General features: G+C 71.4%; 22 protein-coding genes. 13 read left to right on the top strand and 9 right to left on the bottom strand.

Annotation, left to right across the window (positions count from 1 at the left end; translation table 11 throughout):
• Positions 1 to 71 precede the first annotated feature (71 nt).
• The gene (locus tag AB0K05_RS36170; protein ID WP_148032058.1) at positions 72 to 893 is read left to right on the top strand and encodes an MBL fold metallo-hydrolase; all 822 of its coding nucleotides are present in this window, start codon (positions 72 to 74) and stop codon (positions 891 to 893) included.
• 76 nt (positions 894 to 969) lie between these two features.
• Entirely contained in the window at positions 970 to 1,797 is an 828-nt protein-coding gene (locus AB0K05_RS36165) for an alpha/beta hydrolase (protein ID WP_364235329.1), read from the top strand.
• A 263-nt stretch (positions 1,798 to 2,060) separates the two neighbouring features.
• Here the strand turns inward: AB0K05_RS36165 and AB0K05_RS36160 are convergent, their stop codons facing one another.
• On the bottom strand, positions 2,061 to 2,810 hold the full coding sequence (locus AB0K05_RS36160; RefSeq protein ID WP_364235326.1) for a hypothetical protein: 750 nt from the start codon (positions 2,808 to 2,810) through the stop codon (positions 2,061 to 2,063).
• A 1-nt stretch (position 2,811) separates the two neighbouring features.
• Positions 2,812 to 3,579: a hypothetical protein gene (locus tag AB0K05_RS36155; RefSeq protein WP_364235324.1), complete on the bottom strand. Its 768-nt coding sequence runs from the start codon at positions 3,577 to 3,579 to the stop codon at positions 2,812 to 2,814.
• A gap of 171 nt (positions 3,580 to 3,750) precedes the next feature.
• On the opposite strand from AB0K05_RS36155, the gene AB0K05_RS36150 reads away from it, so the two are divergent.
• Positions 3,751 to 4,092 (top strand): hypothetical protein, encoded by a 342-nt coding sequence (locus tag AB0K05_RS36150; protein ID WP_261808604.1) that lies wholly within the window; start codon positions 3,751 to 3,753, stop codon positions 4,090 to 4,092.
• 3 nt (positions 4,093 to 4,095) lie between these two features.
• On the opposite strand, the gene AB0K05_RS36145 is transcribed toward AB0K05_RS36150, so the two are convergent.
• Positions 4,096 to 4,731: an Lrp/AsnC family transcriptional regulator gene (locus AB0K05_RS36145; RefSeq protein WP_219544325.1), complete on the bottom strand. Its 636-nt coding sequence runs from the start codon at positions 4,729 to 4,731 to the stop codon at positions 4,096 to 4,098.
• A 108-nt stretch (positions 4,732 to 4,839) separates the two neighbouring features.
• Between AB0K05_RS36145 and AB0K05_RS36140 the strand changes: the two genes are divergently transcribed.
• The 8 genes from AB0K05_RS36140 (at position 4,840) to menC (ending at position 13,111) form a co-directional block, all read left to right on the top strand.
• A complete protein-coding gene (locus AB0K05_RS36140) occupies positions 4,840 to 6,414 on the top strand; it encodes an ABC transporter substrate-binding protein (RefSeq protein ID WP_364235320.1) in 1,575 nt (524 codons plus the stop codon).
• Between the two features lie 2 nt (positions 6,415 to 6,416).
• The gene (locus tag AB0K05_RS36135) at positions 6,417 to 7,499 is read left to right on the top strand and encodes an ABC transporter permease (RefSeq protein ID WP_364235317.1); all 1,083 of its coding nucleotides are present in this window, start codon (positions 6,417 to 6,419) and stop codon (positions 7,497 to 7,499) included.
• Entirely contained in the window at positions 7,496 to 8,371 is an 876-nt protein-coding gene (locus tag AB0K05_RS36130) for an ABC transporter permease (RefSeq protein ID WP_148032063.1), read from the top strand. Before AB0K05_RS36135 ends, AB0K05_RS36130 begins: the two co-directional genes overlap by 4 nt.
• Positions 8,368 to 9,141, top strand: coding sequence for an ABC transporter ATP-binding protein (locus AB0K05_RS36125; RefSeq protein WP_364235315.1), 774 nt, complete (start codon positions 8,368 to 8,370; stop codon positions 9,139 to 9,141). The genes AB0K05_RS36130 and AB0K05_RS36125 overlap by 4 nt, the downstream gene beginning before the upstream one ends.
• The gene (locus AB0K05_RS36120) at positions 9,138 to 10,049 is read left to right on the top strand and encodes an ABC transporter ATP-binding protein (RefSeq protein WP_364235313.1); all 912 of its coding nucleotides are present in this window, start codon (positions 9,138 to 9,140) and stop codon (positions 10,047 to 10,049) included. Before AB0K05_RS36125 ends, AB0K05_RS36120 begins: the two co-directional genes overlap by 4 nt.
• On the top strand, positions 10,046 to 11,116 hold the full coding sequence (locus AB0K05_RS36115) for a M24 family metallopeptidase (RefSeq protein ID WP_364235312.1): 1,071 nt from the start codon (positions 10,046 to 10,048) through the stop codon (positions 11,114 to 11,116). The genes AB0K05_RS36120 and AB0K05_RS36115 overlap by 4 nt, the downstream gene beginning before the upstream one ends.
• Before the next feature lie 133 nt (positions 11,117 to 11,249).
• Positions 11,250 to 12,014: a GNAT family N-acetyltransferase gene (locus AB0K05_RS36110; RefSeq protein ID WP_148032066.1), complete on the top strand. Its 765-nt coding sequence runs from the start codon at positions 11,250 to 11,252 to the stop codon at positions 12,012 to 12,014.
• Entirely contained in the window at positions 12,011 to 13,111 is a 1,101-nt protein-coding gene (gene menC, locus AB0K05_RS36105; RefSeq protein WP_271276226.1) for an o-succinylbenzoate synthase, read from the top strand. Before AB0K05_RS36110 ends, menC begins: the two co-directional genes overlap by 4 nt.
• 31 nt (positions 13,112 to 13,142) lie before the next feature.
• Here the strand turns inward: menC and AB0K05_RS36100 are convergent, their stop codons facing one another.
• Positions 13,143 to 14,411, bottom strand: coding sequence for an IS701 family transposase (locus AB0K05_RS36100; RefSeq protein WP_364235309.1), 1,269 nt, complete (start codon positions 14,409 to 14,411; stop codon positions 13,143 to 13,145).
• 464 nt (positions 14,412 to 14,875) lie between these two features.
• Here AB0K05_RS36100 and AB0K05_RS36095 point away from each other — a divergent pair, with 464 nt between their 5' ends.
• Entirely contained in the window at positions 14,876 to 15,487 is a 612-nt protein-coding gene (locus AB0K05_RS36095; protein ID WP_271276224.1) for a hypothetical protein, read from the top strand.
• A gap of 53 nt (positions 15,488 to 15,540) precedes the next feature.
• Positions 15,541 to 16,977: a hypothetical protein gene (locus tag AB0K05_RS36090; protein ID WP_271276223.1), complete on the top strand. Its 1,437-nt coding sequence runs from the start codon at positions 15,541 to 15,543 to the stop codon at positions 16,975 to 16,977.
• A gap of 76 nt (positions 16,978 to 17,053) precedes the next feature.
• On the opposite strand, the gene AB0K05_RS36085 is transcribed toward AB0K05_RS36090, so the two are convergent.
• From AB0K05_RS36085 to AB0K05_RS36065, 5 genes are all read right to left on the bottom strand, one after another.
• Positions 17,054 to 17,740, bottom strand: coding sequence for an ATP-binding cassette domain-containing protein (locus tag AB0K05_RS36085; RefSeq protein WP_364235305.1), 687 nt, complete (start codon positions 17,738 to 17,740; stop codon positions 17,054 to 17,056).
• Entirely contained in the window at positions 17,737 to 19,545 is a 1,809-nt protein-coding gene (locus AB0K05_RS36080) for a dipeptide/oligopeptide/nickel ABC transporter permease/ATP-binding protein (protein WP_364235302.1), read from the bottom strand. Before AB0K05_RS36080 ends, AB0K05_RS36085 begins: the two co-directional genes overlap by 4 nt.
• Entirely contained in the window at positions 19,545 to 20,483 is a 939-nt protein-coding gene (locus AB0K05_RS36075; RefSeq protein ID WP_219544315.1) for an ABC transporter permease, read from the bottom strand. Before AB0K05_RS36075 ends, AB0K05_RS36080 begins: the two co-directional genes overlap by 1 nt.
• Complete coding sequence (locus tag AB0K05_RS36070) at positions 20,484 to 22,043, bottom strand: ABC transporter substrate-binding protein (protein WP_364235299.1); 1,560 nt, start codon at positions 22,041 to 22,043, stop codon at positions 20,484 to 20,486.
• A gap of 95 nt (positions 22,044 to 22,138) precedes the next feature.
• Entirely contained in the window at positions 22,139 to 23,725 is a 1,587-nt protein-coding gene (locus tag AB0K05_RS36065; protein WP_364235297.1) for a helix-turn-helix domain-containing protein, read from the bottom strand.
• Between the last annotated feature and the right edge of the window lie 9 nt (positions 23,726 to 23,734).

The raw sequence follows: 23,734 nt of genomic DNA, 5'->3' as shown, positions 1-23,734 counted from the left end.
GGGGTCATTTACTGGACGAAAAGGGACAAAAGTCCTGCCCGACCGTTCCACCCGCAGGAGATGAGGACGCCATGCCCGCCACCGGCCGGGGGAGCCTGCTGTTCATCGGGAACGCCACCACGCTCATCCGCTACAACGGTTTCAACCTGCTCACCGACCCGAACTTCCTGCACCGCGGCCAGCGCGCCTACCTCGGCTACGGGCTGACGACCAAGCGCCTGACCGAGCCCGCGCTGCGGATCGACGAGCTGCCGCCGCTGGACGCGGTGGTGCTGTCGCACATGCACGGCGACCACTGGGACCGGGTGACCCGCAAGGGCCTGGACCGGGACACGGAGATCGTGACGACCCGGCACGCGGCGCGGCGGCTGGGCCGGCAGGGGTTCAAGCGGACGACGGGCCTGTCCATCTGGCAGCAGCACGAGCTGCGCGGCCCCGGCGGGTCGGTGACGATCACCGCGCTGCCGGCCCGCCACGCGCCCGGCTCCGCCGAGACGCTGCTGCCTCCCGTCATGGGCAGCATGCTGGAGTTCTGCGACTCGGAAGGGCTGCCCGACCTGCGGCTGCTCATCAGCGGCGACACGCTGATGGACCGGCGGCTGGAGTCGATCCCGATCCGCTTCCCCGACGTCGACGTGGCGGTCGTGCACCTGGGCGGCACGAAGCTGCTCGGCCTGATGACGGTCACGATGGACGGCGAGCAGGGCTCCCGCTACGTCGACCTCGTCGATCCCACCACCGTGGTGCCGGTCCACTTCGACGACTACGCGGCGTTCGCCTCGCCGTTGAGCGACTTCAAGCAGCACATGCTGAGCTGCGGCCTGGACGATCGCGTGGTCTATCTGGAACGGGGCCAGAGCCTCCAGCTGACCGGGCGCCGTTCCAGCGTCTGAGCCCTTGCCTTCACGCCAGGCGCGTGGTTCACTGCACTCAATGGAGATCGGTGCTCTCTGATTGGAGCGGTGAACTATGGAATCGCTGGACGTTCCCGGCGGCCGGATCGCGTACCGGGTCAGCGGCGAGGGGCCGCTGGTGGTGCTGGTCCACGGCATGGGCGACACCCACCGCACCTTCCGCCACCTCATCCCCCGGCTGACCGGACACCGGGTCGCGGCCATGGACGTGCGCGGCTACGGCGCCTCCGGCACCGGCTGGCCCGGGTACGGGGTGGACGCGATCGGCTCCGACGTGCTCGCCCTCATCCGCCGGTTGGGCGGCCCGGCGACGGTCGTCGGCCACTCGATCGGCTGCTCGTCAGCGGTCTGGGCGGCGGCCGAGTCGCCGGAGTCCGTCTCCGGCCTCGGGCTCATCGGCACGTTCTCCGGTGAGACGAAGGTCAAGGCGTGGATGCGGGCGGCGTCCTGGCTCGTCGGCAGGAACGCCGGGCTTTGGGGGATGTTCCTGCGTACGAGCTACCCCTCGGCCCGGCCGGACGACTTCGACGCGTACCTGGCGGAGCTGAAGGCGGCCCTGCGCGCGCCCGGCGGCATGGTCCCGTTGCGCGCGCAGATCGCGCTCTCCCTGTCCGGGGTGGAGAACCGGTACGCCGAGGTCACCCAGCCGTCCCTGCTGGTGATGGGCGGCAAAGACGCCGACTTCCCCGACCCCGCCGGCGACGCCGCCCGCACCGCGGCCAAGCTCGGCGGACCGGCCACGGTACGCGTGATCGACGGCGCGGGCCACTACCCGCACGCCGAAATGCCCGACCAGACCGCCGAGGCCCTGCTGCCCTTCCTGGCAACGGTCACGCCACCCCTTGCGACCCACCACCGAAACGACCACGCACCGACCAGCTGACCGGCATCACCGAGCGGCACTCACCCGACCGGGGTGGCCGGGGGGAGTGACTGAAGGGCGGGACAGCACTCACCCGACCGGGACACCCACCCGGCCTGGACCAGCGAGCGGCACTCACCTGATCGGGTAGTCGGGCGGCGCTTGCCCGGCTTGGATCAGCGCGGGGTTCACCCGGCCGGGCGGGCGGTGGACGTCTGATGTCGGCGGGCCGGCTCCTTTGCCTGCGTCGAGGGCGACCGGCGGTCAGGGCCGGTTGTGGGTGGTTATTTGACGGCGCCGAAGGCGACGGCGGTGGCTGAGGCGATCACGGTGGTCAGCACTGCCATCAGTAGGACCGTCGCGAGGGGGTTGGGCCGTTCTGGTGGGTCGGGGCGTGCGGCCACGATCCTCAGGTTGGAGGTGGGGGTGGGCTCGGCCTTGGTGGGGGTCGGGGTGGGGGTCACGACGGGCGGCGACACCTGGGAGGCGCGCCAGGTGCTCTCCGGGACGGGGGTGGCGCGGCATCTGCCGATGTGGACGTGGGAGCGCGGGGTCTCGACGCACACCGCGTCTCCGTACACCCGCACGTCAGGCACCGACACCAGCGGCCCCGGCCGCCGCTTCCCCGGCACCCGGCCCTCCCCGACGGAGACCCCGGGCGGCTCGACCCGGGGTTTCGACACCCGGGGTTTCATTACCCGGGGCTCGGCCAGCCGGGGCTTCGACAACCGGGAATCCGGCGTCCGGGACCTCGGCCGGGACAGGTTCCTGGCCAGCCGCTCCGCGCGCTCCCCCAGCTCGGCGGGGTCCGGAGGGCCGTAATCGGCACGCACGCCCGTCACGGACCAACGCCCGGCGCGATACGACGCGCCCTCGACGCGGCTGACACGCACGGGCGGGAGATCCGAGGGCGCGACGGGGCGGACGAGCGGTGGGGCGGGGCCGCTGCCGCGCGCCGCCGGTTCGGCGGGCAGGCAGGCGGAGAGGGTCAGCAGGGTGATCGCTGCCAGCAGGGGGGCCAGGGGACGTGGCATGTCAAACGCCTCCGGCGATGCGGGCGAACTCGTTCAGCGCCGCCGTGAAGGCCTCCGGGCCGACCGCCAGCGGGCCGTCGAAGGCGCGGGCGATGTCCCAGGTCAGATACGTGCCGAAGCCCAGGAGGGCGGCCATCGCCGCCAGCGGCAGCAACGTGATCCCGCGCGGCCGGGCCCCCGCCAGGAACGGGAAGAAGATCACCGCCAGCCCGGTCAGGACCGTGAGGGACAGGAGCCCCGCCGGCGGGGTGGCGGCGGCGTCCGCGGCACGCTGGGCGCGGGCCGCGCCGATGGCCGAGAGGTGGCCGAGCGTGGTGGTCCTGGCCTCCCGCTCGTCGTCGTCGTCCGAGGTCAGCTCGATGACCCGGGAACGCAGCTCGTCGAGCCTGACGCCGCCCATCGGGTCGAGCTCACCCCGGGCCATCCGCGGCCACTCGTCCTCCACGACAAAGGTCGCGTACTCCCGCAACCCGGTGCGGATCGGCTCCACCATGACGGACGGCAGCCCGGCGGCGGCCCAGTAGGCGTCGACCACGGCGCGGCTCTCGACCTGGGTGTTCTGTCTCGCCGCGTCGGCGGTGGTCCAGGGGACGATCACGGCGATCGCGAAGACCAGCAGGAACAGCGCCGAGAGCATGGCCCCCGCGTGCCCGGCAGACGGCCCGTCGGCGCCGCGGTCGTCACTCCCCTTGCCCGCCAGCCGGAACGTGAAGGCGGCGGCCCCCACCAGGGCAACCGCCGCCATGACCGAGAACACGTACGCCACCATGACGATCTCCTCGTTACCGACGGTGATTTGACCAACACATTAAGCGATGTGATCGGAATAGCCAAGGATTCGCCGGGCCCGGCTGGACGGATCGCCGCCCAGCCGGTCGCCGTCGCGCCATCCGTCCAGCCGGTTCCCGGCCGCGGGCGCGCAGCCTCCACGATGGAGCGCGTGAACCTACTCAACGGCCGCAAATTCGTGATGGTGAGCTCGACCGCGAGCAAGGTGGACCCCGACAGCCCCACCGAGTTCGAGTACTGGGAGGAGGACGGCCTGGTGTGGGGCAGCTACACCGGCGACACGGTGACCCTCGGCCGCTTCGTCGGCACCCGGGAGGGCGAGCGGGTCTCGATCTCGTACGTGCACGCGCTGGTGGCGGGCGGCACCGCGGCGGGACGCAGCGACAGCCGGGTGGAGAACGAGTCGGACGGCAGGCTGCGCCTGGTGGAGGAGTTCATGTTCGCCGGTGACGACACGCCGCACGTGAGCGTGTGCACCGAGGTCGTCGCCTGACCGTCAGGTGTCCTTGCGCAGCGCCGCCCTGCCCTCGGCGGCCTGCACGAAGCGCATCTTGCCCAGCGGCACGTCCCCCGGCGTCTCGGGGGCGGGCCGCCGGGCGGGGCGGGCCCGCTCGCGGTCGCTCGGCAGCACGTAGGGCCGCTTGAGCACCTCGTCCAGGATGAACACGGTCTCGGTGGCCTTGACCGCGGGGATGTTGGCCAGCCGGTCGGTCACCATGGCGTGCACCTCGGCCACGTCCGCCACCCTTACCAGGATCATCGCGTCGTGCTGCCCGGTGGTGATCGCGCAGTACTCGACCTCCGGCATGCGCGCCAGCTCGGCCCTGAACTGCTTCCACATCTGCTGCCGGACGGTCACGAAGATGAGCGCGGTGATGCCCAGTCCTGCCTTGACCGGGTCCACCTCGGCGGTGAAGCCCTTGATGGCGCCCTCCGCGCGCAGCGCCTCGAAGCGGGTGTAGGCGTTCGCCCGGGAGATGCCGACCCGCTCCGCCAGGGACGCGACCGAGATCCTGCCGTTCTCGCGGAGGACCTCAAGGATCTTCATATGGGTGGAGTCCAGGTCGAGCCCGATGCCGATCCGTCCAGGGTGCGTGCCCCCGGTACCACCATTTCTGGAAATTTCAGTCATTGTTACCTCGCACTCATTTATATCCGTCTCAGTGACCGCACAGAACCTGGACAGATTGACGGACAATCCTGGGCGTTCCCGTTCGAACCGTCCACTTGGAGGACCTACATGGCGACCCGCTCGCAGACGGCGGCAGTGCTGCTCGCCGGTGCGCTCGCCCTCGCCGCCTGCGGAAGCGGCGGCGCACAGGCCCCCGCCGCGCAGAGCGGCGGCAAGACCCTCGTCATCGACACGTCCTTCGACCTGAAGACGGCCGACCCCGGACGCACGTACGAGCCGACCGGCCTCATCGTGGGCAAGGCCACGTACGAGACGTTGCTCACGTTCGACGGGTCGGACGTGACCAAGCCCGTCCCCGCCCTCGCCGAGTCCTACGAGCTGTCCGACGACGGCAAGGTGCTGACGCTCAAGCTCAAGCAGGGAGCCACGTTCGCCGACGGCTCCCCGATCACGGCCGACGACGTGGTCTTCTCGCTCACCCGGGTCCGCGACATGAAGGGTAGCCCGTCGTTCCTGCTCGACGGCGTGGAGGTCGAGAAGACCGACGACACGACGGTCACGATGACGTCGGAGAAGGCCAACGCCGCCCTGCCGTACATCCTGCCGAACCCCGCGCTCGGCATCCTCAACAGCGACGTGGTCAAGGAGAACGGCGGCACCGCCGACGCCCAGGACAAGGCCGAGCAGTACCTGAACGCCAACTCGGCGGGCTCCGGCCCGTACCGGATCGAGACGTTCAACGTCAGCAGCCAGGTCGTGCTGAAGGCGAACCCGCAGTACCACGGCGACAAGCCCGCGTACGAGAAGGTCGTCATCCGCAACGTCGAGTCGGCGACGCAGAAGCTCAACGTGCAGCGCGGCGACAGCCAGCTGGCGCTGAACCTGTCCGGCGACCAGGTGGCGAACATGCCGGACACGCTGCAGGTCAAGAAGACCGCCTCGGCGAACGTCTTCTTCCTGCTGGCCAACCAGGACTCCAAGATCAGCGACGTGACGACGAACGCCAAGTTCGTCGAGGCCGTCCGCAAGGGCGTCGACTACTCGGGCCTGCTGGAGCTGGCCGGCGAGGGCGCGGCCAGGGCGCCGGGCGTGATCCCGTCCCAGATCCTGGGCGCGCTGCCCGAGGGCGAGGCGGTGCAGCGCGACGTGGAGGGCGCCAAGGCGGCGCTGGCCGAGAGCGGGCTGTCCAACCCGACGGTCAAGCTGGAGTACCCGACCGAGCTGACCGTGAACGGCCTGTCCTTCCAGCCGCTGGCCGAGCGCGTGCAGGCCAACCTCAAGGAGGTCGGCATCACGGTGGACCTCCAGCCCGCCCCGGTGACGACGGCGCTGGACAACTACCGCAACGGCAAGGAGGAGATGGGCCTGTGGTACTGGGGCCCTGACTACCCCGACCCGAACGTCTACCTGGCGTTCCTGCCCGGCCAGCTCGTCGGCGAGCGCGCCGGGTGGAAGGCCGGCGCGAACAAGGAACTGGAGGAGCTCGGCGAGAAGGCGGCCACCGCGATCGGCGACGACGCCCGCACGCAGGCCTACCAGGAGGTGCAGCGCAAGCTGAACGAGTCCGGGCCGTTCGTCCCGCTCATCCAGCCGAGCCAGAACATCGTCGCGGCCACCTCGGTCACCGGCATCGAGTACCACCCGGTGTGGCAGGTCGACGTCGCCGACCTGGGCGTGCAGTAGAAGTGCCCGCGAGCGTGGAGAAGGGCGCGGCGGTCACCCCGCCGCGCCCCCGGCGGCCGGCGCTGCCGCCGCTGGCCCGGTTCCTGATCCGCCGGGTGCTGATGGCCATCCTCCTCGCGTGGGGGGTCACCCTGGTGACGTTCGTGCTGACGAACCTCGTACCGGGCGACCCCGTGGCGGCGAACCTGGGCCAGCGGGCCATGAACGACCCGGAGATCGTCGCCCAGTGGCGGGCCGAGCACGGGCTGGACAAGCCGCTGTGGGAGCAGTACGGCCTGTACCTGCAGGGGCTGGTCCAGGGTGACCTGGGCGACAGCCAGCAGAGCCACCGGCCCGTCAGCCAGGACCTGGCGGAGGCGGTGCCGGCCACGCTGGAGCTGGCGGGCGCGGCCATCCTCATCTCGCTGGTGCTCGGCGTGGCCTTCGGCGTGATCGCCGCGCTGCGCCGCGACCGGCTCTCCGACCACCTGCTGCGGCTGCTGAGCCTGATCGGCATCTCGGTGCCGACGTTCTGGCTGGCGCTGGTGGCGTTCTACGTGTTCTTCTACCGGCTGCAGATCACCCCGGGCAGCGGCCGGGTGGATCCGGCGCTCGGCGCGCCGCCCCCGGTGACCGGGCTGCACACGGTGGACGCGCTGCTGGCCGGCCAGTGGGACGTGTTCGGCTCCGCCGCCGGCCACCTGATCACGCCCGCGCTGGTGCTGGCGCTCTACACGATCGGGCTGCTGACCCGGTTCACCCGCTCGGCGGTGCTGGAGGTGCTCGGCCAGGACTACGTGCGCGCCGCCCGCGCCAAGGGCCTGCCGGGACGGGTGATCCTGTTCCGGTACGTGCTGCGCTCGGCGCTGGTGCCGGTCATCACGGTGGCGGGCCTGGCGTTCGGCAGCCTGCTGTCCGGCACTGTCCTGGTGGAGGCGATCTTCGCCTGGCCGGGCATCGGCCAGTACGCCTACAAGAGCGCCACCACGCTCGACCTGCCCGCGGTGATGGGCGTCGGCCTGGTGGTGGGCGTGGTGTACCTGGTCATCAACCTGATCGTGGACGTCCTGTACGGCGTGATCGACCCCCGAGTGAGGTTGCGATGAGGCGGGATCCCCTGGCCCGCAAGGGGCTGCTGGGCCGGCTGCCGCAGGCCTGGCGGCAGCCGCTCGCCGTGTCCGGCGTGGTGATCGCGGTGGCCTGGCTGGTGATCGCGGTGGCGGCGCCCTGGCTGGCCCCGCACGACCCGCTCGCCCAGGAGCTGCCGCGGCTGGCGCCGCCGGGGCCCGATCACTGGTTCGGCACGGACCAGCTCGGGCGCGACATCCTGTCGCGGGTCATGCACGGGGCGCGGGTGTCGATCCCGCTGACCCTGGCGCTGGTGGCGCTGTCGTTGCTGATCGGCGGTCTCCTCGGCGCCTGCGCCGGATATTTCGGCCGATGGGTGGACGAGACGATCATGCGGCTGGCGGACCTGGTGTTCGCGTTCCCGACGGTGATCCTGGCCATGGTGGTGGCCGCGGCGCTCGGCGCCAGCCTCACCAACGCGGTGCTGGCCGTGCTGGTCGTGGCCTGGCCCGCGTACGCGCGCGTCACCCGCGGGCTGGTGCTGGGCGTGCGGGAGCGGGAGTTCGTGCTGAGCGGGCGGCTGCTCGGCTTCTCCGCGTGGCGCTCGCTCCGCGTGGACGTGCTGCCGAACGTGACCGGCCCCATCCTGGTGCTGGCCACGCTCGACATCGGCACCGCGCTGCTGCTGCTGTCCGGCCTGTCGTTCCTGGGGCTGGGCGCCAAGCCGCCGTCGCCCGAGTGGGGGGCGATGGTGTCGTCGGGCGTCGAGGTGTTCGACAGCTGGTGGGTCGCCACCTTCCCGGGCCTGGCGATCCTGACCGTGGTGCTCGCGTTCAACTTCCTCGGCGACACCCTCCGCGACGCCCTGGACCCCCGTACCGCTCGCGCGATCAAGGAGCGTGCGCTGTGACGCTGGCGATCACGGACCTGAAGGTGACGATCGGCGGGAAGGACATCCTGCGCGGCGTGGACCTGACGCTGGAGCCCGGCCGGGTGCACGGCCTGGCCGGCGAGAGCGGCTCGGGCAAGACTATGACCGGGCTGGCCGTGCTCGGCCTGCTGCCGCACGGCTCCCGCGTCACCGGCGGCATCGCGCTGGAGGGGCGCGAACTGCTCACGCTGCCGCCCAAGGAGCTGAACAAGGTGCGCGGCGGCGAGGTCGCCATGGTCTTCCAGGACCCGGCCACCAGCCTGCACCCGATGCTGACCGTCGGCAGGCAGCTCACCGAGCACATGCGCCACCACCTCGGCCTCGGCAAGGCCGAGGCTCGGGACCGGGCGGTCGAGCTGCTGCGCAAGGTGCGCATCCCCGGCGCGGAGGAGGCGTACCGGCGCTACCCGCACCAGTTCTCCGGCGGCATGCGGCAGCGCATCGCGATCGCGGTGGCGCTGGCCTGCTCCCCCAAGGTGCTCATCGCCGACGAGCCGACGACCGCGCTGGACGTGACCGTGCAGGCGGGCGTGCTGCGGCTGCTGCGCGGGCTCTGCGACGAGCTGGGCCTGGCGGTGCTGCTGGTCACGCACGACCTGGGCGTCATGTCGGCGGTCGCGGACGAGGTGAGCGTGATGAAGGACGGCCTGGTCGTGGAGACCGGGCCGCGCTCCCGGGTGCTGCGCGAGCCGGATCACCCGTACACTCGCACGCTACTGGCGTCGCTGCCCGACGCGGAGGTCTCATGAGTAGCCTGCTGAAGATCGACGACCTGGTCGTCGAGCACCGCACCCCCGGCCGGCCCGTGGTCAGGGCGGTCGCCGGGGCGAGCCTGGAGGTGCGCGCGGGCGAGGTGGTGGGCCTGGTCGGCGAGTCCGGCTGCGGCAAGTCCACGCTGGCCCGCGCCGTGGTCGGGCTGAACCGGGCCGCCTCGGGGTCGATCAGCTTCGAGGGGACGCCGGTGACGCCGCTGGGCCTGCGCCGCAGGACGATGACCGGGGTCCAGATGGTGTTCCAGGACCCGTACGCGTCGCTGAACCCGCGCCGCCGCGTCGGCGACCAGATCGCGGACGGGCTGCGGGTGGCGGGCGACGCCACGAGCAGTCCGGCCGACCTGCTGGAGCGGGTGGGGCTGCCGCGCGAGTTCGCCTCCCGGCACCCGCACGAGTTCTCCGGCGGGCAGCGGCAGCGGATCGCGATCGCGCGGGCGCTGGCCGCGCGGCCGCGGCTGCTCATCGGCGACGAGCCGATCTCGGCGCTGGACGCCTCCGCCCAGTCCCAGGTGGCCACCCTCATGCGGGACCTGGCCGTCTCCTCGGGGGCGGGGCTGCTGTTCATCAGCCACGACCTGTCGGTGGTGCGGCTGATCGCCGACCGGATCGCGGTCATGTACCTGGGGCGGATCGTCGAGGTGGGCGACACGGCCGAGGTGTGGGCCGAGCCTCGTCACCCGTACACGCAGGCCCTGCTGGGGGCGATCCCGAAGCCGGACGGGATGGGGGTGCTGCCGGGCGAGCTGCCGGGCGACGTCCCCGACCCGGCGGACCCGCCGCAGGGGTGCCGGTTCCATCCGCGGTGCCCGCTGGTGATGGACGTGTGCCGGGTCAAGGAGCCGGAGTTCGGGCCGGTCGCCTGCTGGCTGCACGAGCCGTCGTGACCCCGCCGGACCCCTCCCAGCCCTCGCCGGACCTCCGGCCGGTGGGCGGCGTGCGGGAGGAGCGGACGCGCCCCGCCGTGTCCGCTCCGGTCTCCGGAGGGAACCGGCTGAGTGCCGTGCGGGCGGGGATGGCGGCGGACGGGATCGACGCGCTGGTGCTGCGGCCCTCGCCGGACTTCCGGTTTCTCGGCGGGCGCGGTGACGGCTTCCTCGTGGTGACGATGGACGGGGCCGCCGAGACCGCGGACCCGCGCCCGTACCTGCCGCCGGGGGTGCGGCGGGTCGGGGTGGACCCCGAGATGCGGGTGCGGGAGCTGTTCGGGCTGGCCGTCGACGCGGAACTGGTCCCGGCCGCGCAGGTGCTCGCGCCCCTGCGGCTGCGGAAGGAGCCGTACGAGGTCGCGATGGTCGAGCGGGCCGCGCTCGCCGCCGAGTCCGTGCTGGCCTGCGCCCCTGAGCTGTCCTGGTTCGGCGCCACCGAGCGGGCCATGGCGACCCGGCTGCTCGTGCTGGCGCTGGAGGCGGGGTGCGAGGAGGTGCTGTCGGTGCGGGTCACGGCCGGTCCCGGCACCGCCGCGCCGGGGAGCGTCCCGTCCGACCGGGTGATCAATCCGGGGGACGCGCTGCTGGTGTCGCTGAGCGCGCGCTGGGACGGTTACTGCGCCGAGGTGGCCCGGGTGTTCGCGGTCGCCGAGCCGCCGGAGGACTACGACGCCGTGTACTCGGTCGTGGTGGCGGCCCGCCACGCCGGGATGGCGGCGGCCCGGCCGGGCGTCCCGGCCGCGGCGGTGGCGGCGGCCGTGGCGCAGGCCGTCGACGACAGCGGCTACGGGCGGTTCGCGGCGCCCGGGGCGGGCCGGGGCGTCGGGCTGGGCGCCGACGAGAGCCCCCGGCTGCGCGCGGACGACGACACTCCGCTGGAAGCGGGCATGGTGCTCTGCCTGGAACCGGCGATCTACGTACCGGACCTGTTCGGCGCCCGGGTGGCCGACATCGTGGCGTGCACGGAATCCGGCCCCCGCCCCCTGACCACGGCCCCCTCCTCCCTCCCCGTCCTCGAACGCTGACCCCGCCCAGAGCGGGCTCCTCGGGCGGGGCGACGAAGAAGCCCGCCGTCTTGGTATGCCCGGACGAATCCCGGCGGGGGTGCGGTGGCATAACGTCGCGGTGACATCCGACCCACGGAGAGGGCCGACAGTTTTGAACGCCATCAGAGAGCTCCACGGCATCGCGGAGTTCGAGCAGGTCATGGCGCTGTTCGAGGACATCTGGCACTTCGAGCCGGCCGGACGGCCGATCACCGCCGAGCTGATGCTGGCCATGGCGCACGCGGGCAACTACGTGGCGGGCGCCTTCGACGGCGAGCGGCTGGTGGGCGCGTCCGTGGCGTTCTTCGGCGCGGACGCCACGCTGCACTCGCACATCACCGGCGTGCTGGGCTCCCCCGGCACCGGGTTCGCGCTGAAGCTGCACCAGCGGCAGTGGGCGCTGGAGCGCGGGGTGCGCCGGATCACCTGGACGTTCGACCCGCTGGTGCGCCGCAACGCCCACTTCAATCTGGCCAAGCTGGGCGCCCGGCCCGAGGAGTACCTGCCGGCCTTCTACGGCGTCATGGACGACGCGATCAACCAGGGCGACGAGGCCGACCGGGTGCTCGCGGTCTGGCCGATCACCGACCGGCGCGTCGAGGCCCTCGTCTCGGGGGCGCGCTCCCCCGTACCGGTGCCGCCGGACGCGGTGGTGGCGCTCGCCGGCGACGGCGGGCGCCCGGTGCCCGGCCGCGCCGACGCCGCCACCGTCCTGGTCGCCGTGCCCGAGGACGTCGAGCGCCTGCGCCGCACCGACCCCGGCACGGCCAAGGCCTGGCGGCATGCCGTACGGGAGACGCTGGGTGACATGCTGGCTGAGGGACGCAGAGTCACCGGATTTCACGACAAGTCGTACTACGTAGTGGAGAGAGCGTGAAGATCACTGGAGTCGAGCTGCGCCGGGTCGCGATGCCGCTGGTGGCCCCGTTCCGCACCTCGTTCGGCACCGAGACGGCCCGCGACGTGCTGCTGGTGCGGGTGGTGACGCCCGACGCGGAGGGCTGGGGCGAGTGCGTGGCCATGTCGGAGCCGCTCTACTCCTCCGAGTACGTGGACGGCGCGGCCGAGGTGATCCGGCGCTTCCTCCTGCCGAGGCTGCCCGCGAGCGTGGACGCGCAGTCCGCCGGCCGGGCCATGGAACCGGTCAAGGGGCACCGGATGGCCAAGGCCGCGCTGGAGACGGCCGTGCTGGACGCGCAGCTGCGGGCGTCGGGCGAGTCGTTCGGCCGCTACCTGGGGGCGTCGCGCGACCGGGTGCCGTGCGGGGTCTCGGTGGGCATCATGGACTCGATCCCGCGGCTGCTCGACGCGGTGGAGGGCTACCTGTCCGAGGGGTACGTGCGGATCAAGCTGAAGATCGAGCCCGGCTGGGACATCGAGCCGGTCCGCGCCGTCCGCGAGCGCTTCGGCGACGACGTGCTGCTCCAGGTGGACGCCAACGCCGCCTACACCCTGGCCGACGCCCGCCACCTGGCCCGCCTGGACGCCTTCGACCTGCTGCTCATCGAGCAGCCGCTGGCCAACGACGACTTCGTCCAGCACGCCGCGCTCGCCCGCCGGTTGCGCACCCCCGTCTGCCTGGACGAGTCCATCGAGTCGGCCGAGCACGCGGCGGCGGCGATCGCCCTCGGCTCCTGCTCCATCATCAACATCAAGCCCGGCCGCCTGGGCGGCTACCTGGAGGCCCGCCGCGTCCACGACCTGTGCCGGGCCAACGGGATCGCGGTGTGGTGCGGCGGCATGCTGGAGACGGGCCTCGGCCGGGCGGCGAACGTGGCGCTGGCGGCCCTGCCCGGCTTCACCCTCCCGGGCGACACCTCCGCCTCCCGCCGCTACTTCGCCACCGACCTCACCGAGCCCTTCGAACTCTCGGACGGCCACCTGGCAGTGCCGACGAGGCCTGGCCTCGGCGTGGACCCCATCCCGTCCATCCTGGACGAGATCACCACGTCCAAGGAGTGGATCCCCCTCTAGTACGGCAGCCGCCATTCATTAGTTGACCTGGCTATATGCAGTGGCCAGGCGGGCTCGGTGATGGAACCAGCGGGCGCGGGCTTGATGGCGGCGTCGCCAGGTCGACCAGTGGACGGTGTGTTCCAGCGTCGGTGGATGTCCGGTGACGGCGTTGAACAGGCGCTTGACCTCGGCGACCGTCAATGGGATCAGGCCAGGGTCGGCCGGCGTGGGTGTCGGTTCCATGCCGGGCTGCTGCGGCGGCGACCGCGCAGACGGCCAGGCCGGCCATGACCAGCACGAGGTGCCACAGTAGTGCCTCATAGAGGCGGACCTGGGACTCGTCCAGGCCGAACAGGTCCTTGCCGGCCTGGAAGCTCTCCTCCACCGGCCACCTCAACCTGGCGGCTGAGATGAGGCGGGCCAGGGTGGCCGGCTGACCGGCGGGCACGAAGCAGTAGTGAAAGGCCAGCTCACCGGTGGTGCGGTGCTTGCGGACCAGCAGGAAGTGGGCAGGGCTGGCGGTGGCGATCCACGCCCAGGCATAGGTGCGTTCGCCCTTGGAGCCGTGCCCGGCTGAGCGAATGGTCCACCGGCGTTTGGGCCGCAGGTGCTTGGCCACGGCTTGTTCACAGGTCAGGCAGGCGCCGCCGCCGAGGGTGAGGGTGAAGGTGGCGCGGATGCGCAGCACGTAGGCCTGGCCGTGGGTTTCCAGGTAGGTGCGCAGCGTGGTGCAGGCGCCGTAGACCTCGTCCCCGGTCACGAAGTCCAGGCGCACGCCGTCGGCGTAGGCCTCGCGCAGCAGGCCGATGGCCAGTTCACCCTTGGTCGCGAAGCTGAGGTCCAGCGGAAGAGCGGTGGTGATGGCGGTGACCGGGTCGCTGATCTGCTCGGCGGGGATCCATTGCCGGGCGCCGATCAGCGCGTGCCCTGCCCCGGCGCGCACGTAGGCGAGGTAGACGGTGTTGATGCCGTTGTCGATGCCGCCGGCGCAGCCCATGTGCTGGCGTTTGACGCCTGCCGTGGCCGTGCCCTTCTTCTCCTGGCCGGACTCGTCCAGCACGCCGACGGTCAGGCTGCCCGGCCGGGTGGCGGCATCCAGCCGGGTGACAGCGAAGCGGCGGACGGTACTCATCGCGCCCGCGGTGTCCCATCGGGCCCGGTTCAGCAGGCGCTGGGTGGCGTCCGGACGGCGGTCACCGATCCACTCGGCGATCGTCCAGCCGTTGCGCCGGGGCAGCTCGGACATCACGGCCCGGACGTACTTGGCGGCCTGCAGTCGCGGTTCGATCCGGGGGAACATCGGGGCCAGCGCGGTCATGAGGTCGTCGAGGTTTTGTTGCGCCCGCCTGGCCTCTACGATGAGGGCAGCAGCCGCTTTGGATCTTGTTCTCGTCACACAGACATGATCACGAGCGGCTGCTCTCGTTGTACGGGGATCCCGCCAGAAACTCACGTCCGGCCCGGCACCACGTCTTCCCAGCTCACACAGCAAATGGCGGCTGCCGTACTAGGCTTGCTTCTTTGTTCCCTAGATCGTCGTGAGGACTCTGGGGATGGGGCTGCGTTTGACGTTCTGCCCATGTCGTAGCGGTGCGCGGGGGCCGCTGATCAGCTGGCCGAGAAAGATCCACTCTATAATGCAATCGGACAAAGCGCACATATGCCTATAATGTATTATCAATACAATTTCGGCGCGCACCAATCAGGCAATAAGCGCACCTAGGCTTGTAATATGTTACAAACAAGCTTGCGCGGCGATTCTCGCTGTATATGATCCGATGCATGACGTGGTGGCAAGGGATACTTGCAGCGGGAACGGGGGGACTTTTCGCAGTCATAGGCGTGCTGATCGGCGTATGGGCAAATCGCAGGAAGATCGCGGCCGAAATTGCGAAACTAGGGGCTGACGCAACGAAGGTGCCACTCGAGGCCGAGAAGATAAGAGTGGACATCGAGAAGACGTTGCAGGAGGCCGAGAAACTGCGCCTGGAAACCCAGAAACTGCGACATGAGATCGGCACTGTGATAACTGCCGTGGACACTGCGAACTCCGGCCACAGTGAGAAACTGGAACAGATTCACGCGGCCGTGGAGGAGGCGGTGAGAGATGTGCGGGAGCTGGATAGCGCGGTGAAGAAGCGCATGCACTGGCAGATAGAGCCGGAAATGCTTCGTGTGTTGACCGCCCTGGTGCAACGATCGGGCCACGCGCTGAACGGCAGGCTCAAACACGCCGAGATGATAGAGACGATTAGCTCTGTCGAAAATACCGAGCCAGCCGAAAGAATAGTCGAGGCGTTGATGAACGAAGGATATATGCGTTCCAGCCCTGACAGTAGATACGAAGTGACGACCAAGGGCCGGCAGGCACTGTCACGGGGAGGTTCCTTCTGATGGCGCGTAGGTCATGGCCGATCAGCAGAATCAAAGAGAACGCGGGGGAAGGAGTGCTGGAGATACCGAGTCTCGCCATACTCCGGTACCGCACTCCTGAAGAGTTGATCTCCAATTTCACCCAGCTGTGGGGTGTCGAACCCACAGCGGTGAGTCTTCCGGCAACAGAGTTCGACGGCCCTCTCTTCGGGGTGGATGGACTTCGGGGCATCAAGTTCTCCACTTATGCCAGCGTCTCCAACGTCCTCAATGGTTTTGAGGACGTCGTCCAGGAGTTCGCCTCCCGCGGCATGGGCATCGTGCTCACCATCTGTCCGAACCTGTCTTTCATCCCAGGCGAAGGGCTATCGGTTCGCGACATCCTCGGTGACGCGTCGCCACAACTGTGTGTGGCGAATCCGCGGAGCGTGGAGGTGATCGCCGCCATCCTGGGCACAGGCGTCGATATCGTTAGAGAAGTATGCGCACAGCAGCCGGGAAAGCTGCAGGGCATCGCCATCGACGCGACCGACCTATGGCCGATGGGCGGAAGCCTGGGGCGCGTGGAGGCCACATGCTTCTGTGCGTTCTGCACCCAGCACTTCGACAGGGTGGCGCCGGATCTCCTGCTGAGGTTCAAAACGTTTCCGAATCCTTGGAGCCTGTTGCTGAAGCCCAGCAACACCGGCATCGGATTCGTTGACGAAGTCGGCCCGCTCACCAGCCCTGAGGAGATCGTCGGCCTGTCACGCCAGCGAGGCTACGTCGAGCAGTTCCAGAATGCCGCCGAGTCGTATCTGCTGGAGAATGCGAATCTCCTTCTGCGCTACATGCGGGCAAGGCACGAACAGACAGTAGGCGCAATAGCGGCTATCTTCGACCAGGCCTGCCACGAGCTGGACGATCTGCCTCGAAGGATACTCATCATCGAAGGCGAGCGGTATGGGTGGACCACAGGCATCTGGGCCGAGGAATTGGATCTGGCCTATCCCGCGGGCGATAGAACATTCGATGAGGTATGGCTCAACGCGAACCCCAACTTCATCCTTACGAGAGTTCCTTACCGAGTCTACATGTGGCGCAGGTCGCGCTACGTCATCTCCTCGTTCTTCGATCTTGCCGCCAGCGCCACGGATCCGACTCGCCGGGCTATATCCCAAATAGCACTGAGACCTCCCGGGCAAATCCGGAAGATTCTCTATCAGCGCTTCTATCAGATGCTGGCATACGGCCTGAACAGCGAAGGAGCGCTGCTGTCGCTGCCGGGAGGGCTCAGGCGCGGGGGAGCATCCGGGGAAGGCGACAGCACGCGGCTGGGATTCGTCGGCGTGTCACTCGATCGCGAATTCGGCGAGCGCTTCATCAATCAACTGAACATCGCCCCCGGCCAAGTGGACATCCTCGGCGACCAAGAGGCTGAAGCTCACCAGTCCCAAGCCGGTGCTTTGAGCAATATAGACCCCCATATCATGCAGCTCTTGCTGCATCAGTTCCAGGCCAGAGAAGGCTAGACATCGCCGGCTTCCTCCTCCCTGAGGAAACGGAGGAGCCGCAGGACCTCTCCGGGTCGTTCGACGCCGACAAACTTCAGCGGCGCAGGCGCGGCACCGCCTCCAGGAGGGTCCGCGTGTACGGGTCGGCAGGGCTGGAGACCAGGTCCACCGTGGGGCCGTGTTCGACGACGCGCCCCCGGTGCATGACGGCGATCTCGTCGCACACGTACCGCACCACCGCCAGGTTGTGCGAGATGAAGAGGATCGGCAGCCCCGTCCGGTCGCGCAGGGATCGGATCAGGTTGAGGATGGACCCCTGCACCGACACGTCCAGGGCGCTGGTGATCTCGTCGGCGACCAGGAGGTCGGGGTCGGCGGCGAGGGCGCGGGCGATGGCGACGCGCTGGCGCTGGCCGCCCGACAGCTCGCGCGGGTAGCTCGGCGCCGTCTCCGGGGGCAGGGACACCATGCCCAGCAGGCGGGTCACCTCGGCGGCGCGGGCGCGGCGCGGGAGGTGGAGGAGGGCTTCGCCGACGGAGTCGCCGACGCGCATGCGCGGGTCGAGGGAGGCGTACGGGTCCTGGAAGATCATCTGGATGCGGGAGGCGCCGGTGACGCTGCCGGTGTGCGGGACGAGGCCGCTGACGGCGCGGGCCACGGACGACTTGCCGCTGCCCGACTCGCCGACGAGCCCGACGATGCGGCCGGGCGGGATCTCCAGGGTCACTCCGTCGACGGCGGTGAAGGTGCCGTACCGGACGGTCAGGTCGTCGATTCTCACGAAGCCTCCCAGCAGGCGACCCGGTGGTCGTGGCCGTGTGCCTCCAGCGCGGGCCGGTCAGTGGCGCAGCGGCCGGTGGCGAGGGGGCACCGGGGGGCGAACGCGCAGCCGGCGCCCACCTCGGCGGGCGCCGGCTGGCGGCCGGGGATGCTGGCCAGCGGGAGCGCCCGGTCGGTGTCCATGTCGGGCAGGGACGAGATGAGCGCCCGGGTGTACGGGTGGGCGGCGCCCTCGGCGAGGCGGTCCACGGGCAGTTCCTCCACGATCCGGCCCGCGTACATGACCACCACCCGGTCGCACAGCTCGCCGACCACGGCGATGTCGTGGGAGATGAACAGCGCGCCCGCGCCGCTCTCCTCGACGACCTCGCGGAGCAGGCGGAGGATCTGGCGCTGGACGGTGACGTCGAGCGCGGTGGTGGGCTCGTCGGCGATGATCAGCTTGGGATCGCCCATGAGGCCCATGGCGATGACGGCGCGCTGGCGCATGCCGCCGGAGAGCTGGTGCGGGTGCCGCGCGGCCTGCTTCTCCGGTTCCGGCAGGTGGACGTGGCCGAGCCGGTCGACGGCGCGCCGCCGGGCGTCCTCGCGGGTGGCGCCCTGGTGCACGACGGCGACCTCGGCGAGCTGGCCGCCGATCTTGAGCGCGGGGTTGAGCGAGGCCATCGGGTCCTGGAAGACCATGGCGAGGGAGGTGCCGAGCTGCTTGCGGCTCAGGTCCGCCACGTCCTCGCCGCACAGCCGCAGCCGCTCGTGGCTGACGGTCCCGGGGTACGGGACGAGCCCGCCGACGGCGGCGGCGGTGAGCGACTTGCCGCTGCCCGACTCGCCGACCAGTCCGACGATCTCGCCGGGCCGCACGCTCAGTGACACGCCGCGCACCGGGGTGACGCCGCCGGGGAAGGTGACGGTGAGGCCGGCGACGTCGAGGATGGCGCCGGGCTGGGTCTCCCCCGCGTCCGCGGCGGCGGCCGGCCGTTCCTGGCGGGAGCGCGGAGTCCGTACGGGGGTGCGGGCGGCCCGCCTGGCCAGGGCGTCGCCGAGGAGGTTGAAGCCGATGCCGGCGAGCGCGATGGCGGCGGCCGGGCCGAGCGCGACCTCCGGGTGGATGTAGATGCGGCCGAAGCCGTCGAAGAGCAGCCTGCCCCAGTCGTAGTCCGGCGGCTGCACGCCGAGACCCAGGAACGACATCCCGGCCAGGCCGAGCAGCGCCCCGCCGAGCGCCTGGGTGAGGTTGAGTATGAGCGGCTCGGCGATGTTGGGCAGCACGTGCCTGGCGAGGATGCGGTGGCGCGGCACGCGCAGCATGCGGGCCGCGGCCACGTAGTCGGCCCCGGACACGGAGGCGGCCAGCGTCTGGGTGAGCCGGGCGAAGCCGGGGGCGATGGCCGCGCCGATGCCGAGCACCGCGCCGCGCGCGCCGAGCCCGGCGGCCACCGCGGTGAACATGGCCAGCAGCAGGCCGGGGAAGGCGACGAGCGCGTTGACGGCGCCGGTGACGAGCCGTCCGGCGCGGGCGGGCAGCACGGACGGGAGCGCGCCGAGCACGATGCCGGCGCTCGCGCCGATGAGCGCGGCGGCCAGCGCGAGCTGCAGCGAGTACCGGCCGGCGACGAGGACGCGGGCGAGCAGGTCGCGGCCGAGGTTGTCGGTGCCGAGCGGGTGCGCGGCCGAGGAGCCCTGCAGGATCGCGCCGGCGTCGACGAGTTCGGCCGCGTCCCCCCAGATGGGCGGCCCGATCACGGCCAGCACCACCATGAGCGCGGCCAGGGCGGCGCCGGCGATGGCCGCGGGGGTGCGGAGCATCACGACTCCTTGATGGCGGAGGTCGGGTCGAGCACGCCGAGCACGACGTCGACCAGGAGGTTCACGAGCAGGACGATGGCGCCGTAGACGAGGATCACGCCCTGGGCGACCGGGTAGTCCTTCTGGGTGATCGCTTCGACGATCTTCCCTCCGAGTCCTGGCCAGGCGAAGACGTACTCGACCAGCACGCTGCCGGCGATGAGCGAGCCGAGCAGCAGCCCGCCCAGGGTGAGGGTGGCGGTGAGCGTGTTGGGCAGCACGTGCCGCAGGTGCAGCCGGGCGGCGGGCAGCCGCTTGGCCCTGGCCAGCCTGACGTAGTCGGTGCCGAGCACGCGCAGCGTCTCGACCCGGGCGATGCGGGCGATCATGGCGGCCGGGCCGAGTGCCAGCGCGAGCACGGGCAGCAGGTAGGACTCGGGCCCGGCCTTCCCGGCGGGCGGCAGCAGCCCCAGGCCGATGGCGAACACCGCCACGAGCGCGATCGCGTACAGGAACTCGGGGATGGCCACCACGGCGCTCGTGACGGAGCCGAACGTGGCCTCGGTGCCCCGGTTGCGGCCGTTCTCGGTCCGTACGGCGGCCCACATGCCGAGCGGGACGGCGGCGAGCAGCGCCACGACGGTGGCGAGCAGGGCGAGCGCCAGCGTGTTGGGCAGCCGGGCGGCGATCACGGCGGTGACCGGCTCCCCCGTGAGGAACGAGGTGCCCATGTCGCCGGTCACCAGCCCCGACACGTACGCGGCGAGCTGCTCGTGCGGCGGCAGGTCCAGGCCGAGCGCGGCCCGGCGGGTCTCGACCAGCTCGACCGGGGCGGCCGGGCCGAGCGAGGCCCGCACGGGGTCTCCGGGGATCAGGTGGATCATCGCGAACGCGGCCAGCACGAGCACCGCGAGCGACACCGCGAACCGGACGAGCCGCCGGATGAGCGGACGGCGCACTCAGCCTCCCTGGGTGAGCCGGAACGAGCTCGGGTCGAACAGCCCGCCGGCCATCCGGAAGGCGGCGTTCTTGGTGGCGATGAGCGTGGTGTTCCCCACGACGGGCACCAGGTCGGCGCTCTCGAACAGGGCGGACTCGGCCTGGCCCCAGAGCGCGCAGCCCTTCTCGCCGGGCGTGCCGTTGGCCTCGGTCACCAGCTCGGTGTAGCGGTCGTTGTCCAGGTGGGCGAAGTTGGCGCCCTTGGGCGCGGCCGGGCCGGAGAGAAAGCCGACGAGCTGCGACGGCAGCGTGACGGTGATCGGCAGCCAGACGGCGTCCCAGTCCTGGGTGACGTTGAGCGACTCCGACAGCTTGGTGTCGAGCACGCCGTTGAGCTTCACCTCGGCGCCGGCCTTCTTCCAGGCGGCGGCCATGTACTCGGCGGCGGCCTGCACGCCCGGCCCCCGGGTGGTGGCGTAGAGCAGGCGCAGGCTGAGCCGCTCGCCGTCCTTGACCCTGATGCCGTCGGGGCCGGGCTTCCAGCCGGCGGCGTCGAGCGCGGCGGCGGCCGCGGCCTCGTCGAAGGCGGGCACGTGGCCGGTGACGGTGTCGCCGGGGCAGGCGCGGGGTTCGACGACGAGCCCGGTGGCGGGCCGGCCGGTGCCGCCGGAGGCGATGCCGCCCAGCTCGGTCAGGTTGAGCGCCTGGGTGAGCGCCTTGCGGACGGCGGGGTCGGCGCCGGGCCGGCCGTCGCCCTGGTGGTAGAAGAACTGGCCGTTGCCGACGGGGGTGACGATCTGCCCGATGCCGGGGGTGGACTCCATGCGGGCGCGGTCGGGGCCGAGGAACTGGGCGCCGTTGAGGGTGCCGGCGACGAGCAGGTTGGCGGCGGTCTGCTCGTTGGGCACGACCTTGAGCACGACCTGCTCGGGCAGGTCCGCGCCGGTGCCGCTGCTCCCCCAGGCGTAGTCGCGGCGCACCTTGAACGTGTAGTGGTCGCCGGGCGCGGCCTCGGACAGCACGTACGGGCCGGAGCCGGAGGTGCCGCGGGCGAGCAGGGAGCGGTCCTCCACCCCCTTGCCGCAGACGATGAAGATGTCCCTGGCGCTCTCCAGGATGAACCCGAACGGCTCCGGCGTGGACAGCGTGACGGTGCCGTCGCCGGCCTCCGCCTTCATGCCCACCGGTACGAACACGCCGTAGACGGGCGACTTGGTGTCCGGGTCGGCGATGTGGTTGATGGTGCCCGCCACGTCCTCGGGGGTGACCGGGGAGCCGTCGGAGCAGGTGACGTCCTTGCGCAGGGTGAAGGTGACGGCGTCCGGCTTGACGTCCCACTTCTCGGCCAGCCCGGGGACGATGCCGCCGTCCTCGCCGGCCCGCACGAGCGTGTCGTACGCGATCGAGAGCACGGTGTTGGTGACCGACAGCACGCCCGTCGCGGGGTCGAGCACGCCGGGGTCGGCCGGGATCGCGTACGTGAACGTGCCGCCGGTGGACGTGGGCGCCGCCTCAGGCGTGCCCGCGCCACATGCGGTGGCCAACAGGGCCAGCGCGGCGGCGCCTGCTGCTTTCTTCATGGGAACTCCGGGAGGTGGGAGGTGATGCCCCACCTTTTCCGCTTGCGGCGGCTCGTTCTTCGTGCCCGCCCACGAAATCCGCGCGCGCCGTCGTGCTACGGTCCGAAGATCCGCATCTGCAGCATGACCGTGAGCCTGGCCTCGGGGTCGGACAGGTCCAGGCCGCTGATCTCGACGAGCCGCTTGAGCCGGTAGCGGAAGGTGTTGGCGTGCACGTGGACGCGCGCCGAGGCGGCGTTCACGTCGCCGAACGCGTCGAGGTAGGCCCGCAGGGTGGCGGCCAGCTCGCTGCCGTGCTCGCGGTCGTGCTCCAGCAGCCGCTGGTAGGGGCCGGTGGGGGTCTGCTCCTCGGCGCCGGCCACGTCGGCGACCTGCAGCAGCAGCGACTCGAAGTGGACATCGGTGTAGCCGGCGGCCTGGCCGGAGGTGCCCCGGGCGCGGAGGACGCGCAGCGCCCGGTCGGCGTCGGCGCGGGACCTGGACGCCTGGGCGAGGGTGCCGGCGAGCCGGCCGACGCCGATGTTGGCGGGGTGGCGGGGGCCGACCCGGGCCAGGAAGTCCTGGGCGATGCGCACCGCGCGGGCCTCCTCGTCCTCCGGGCCCGCGGTGAGCGGCAGCACGGCGTACGCGACGGAGCCGACGAGCGCGGCGGCGGCCTTCGGGTGGATGGTGGCGACGTGCAGGGCGAGCGCGTCGCAGAAGCGCTGGCGGTCGCTCTCGCCGCGGGCGGGGTCGCCTTCCTGCTGGTCGGTGAGCTGGGCGGCGAGCACGCACAGCCGCTGGGTGGCGATGCCGAGCCGGCCCGCCGCCTCGGCCGCGCCCGTCCCGCCGGCGAGGACGGTGGACAGCAGGTCGGCGCGGAGCCGCCGCTGGGCGTCGGCGCCCGCCCGGTCGCGCAGCAGCCGCAGCGCCACGATCTTGGCGGCGTCGGCGAGGGCTCGCTGCCGCTGCTCGGTGAGCGGCTCGCCCACCGCGGCCCAGATCGAGCCGAGGATCTCGTCGCCGGAGCGGACGGCGACGGCGGCCCGGTCGAGCATGTCGGCGGGCAGCTCGATGTGGATGGGGTCGCGGCTCTGGTAGAGCTCCTTGAGCGCGCCGCGCTCGTCGAGCATGCGCCGGTAGCGCTCGGGCACCTGCCGGCCGAGCACGGTCTCGACGCGTCCGGGGTCGGCCTCGTCCTGACGGCCGGAGAAGGCCAGGACGCGGGAGGAGCGGTCCTCGATGGTGACGGGCGCGTCGAGCAGCGCGCAGACGGCGTTGGCGAGGGAGAACAGGTCGCCCTGCGGCTCGTCCTCCGGCCCGTCCAGGTCGCCTTCGGCCAGCAGCGAGCGCAGCAGCGCGGCGACCTGCGACCAGGAGGCGGCGCGGGTGAGGCCGAGCACGGCCACTCCGGTCTCGGTCACCGCGGCGCGGACCCGTTCGTCCACCTCGACCGGCAGTTTGACGACGACGCCCGCCGCCCTCGGCGCCCGCTCCAGCAGGGCGCGGACGCCGTCGGCGCCGCGCACCCCGACGGCGAGCACGATCCCGCCCGGCGCCACCATCGGCTCGTCGTGCGGGTCGTAGATGTGCACGCCGGTGACCTCTGCGTCGAGGTCGCCGGGCGCGGCGGCCACGTCGAGGACGGTGCTGCCCAGGTCCTGCAGGATCCGCCCCAGGCTGGCGCGCGGGCGGGTGGTCATCCACTCACC

This window comes from Nonomuraea sp. NPDC049486, assembly GCF_040676925.1.
Classification (GTDB): domain Bacteria; phylum Actinomycetota; class Actinomycetes; order Streptosporangiales; family Streptosporangiaceae; genus Nonomuraea; species Nonomuraea ferruginea.
The sequence above is the reverse complement of the archived record's forward strand: the minus strand, read 5'-3'. Positions and strand labels throughout refer to the sequence as shown.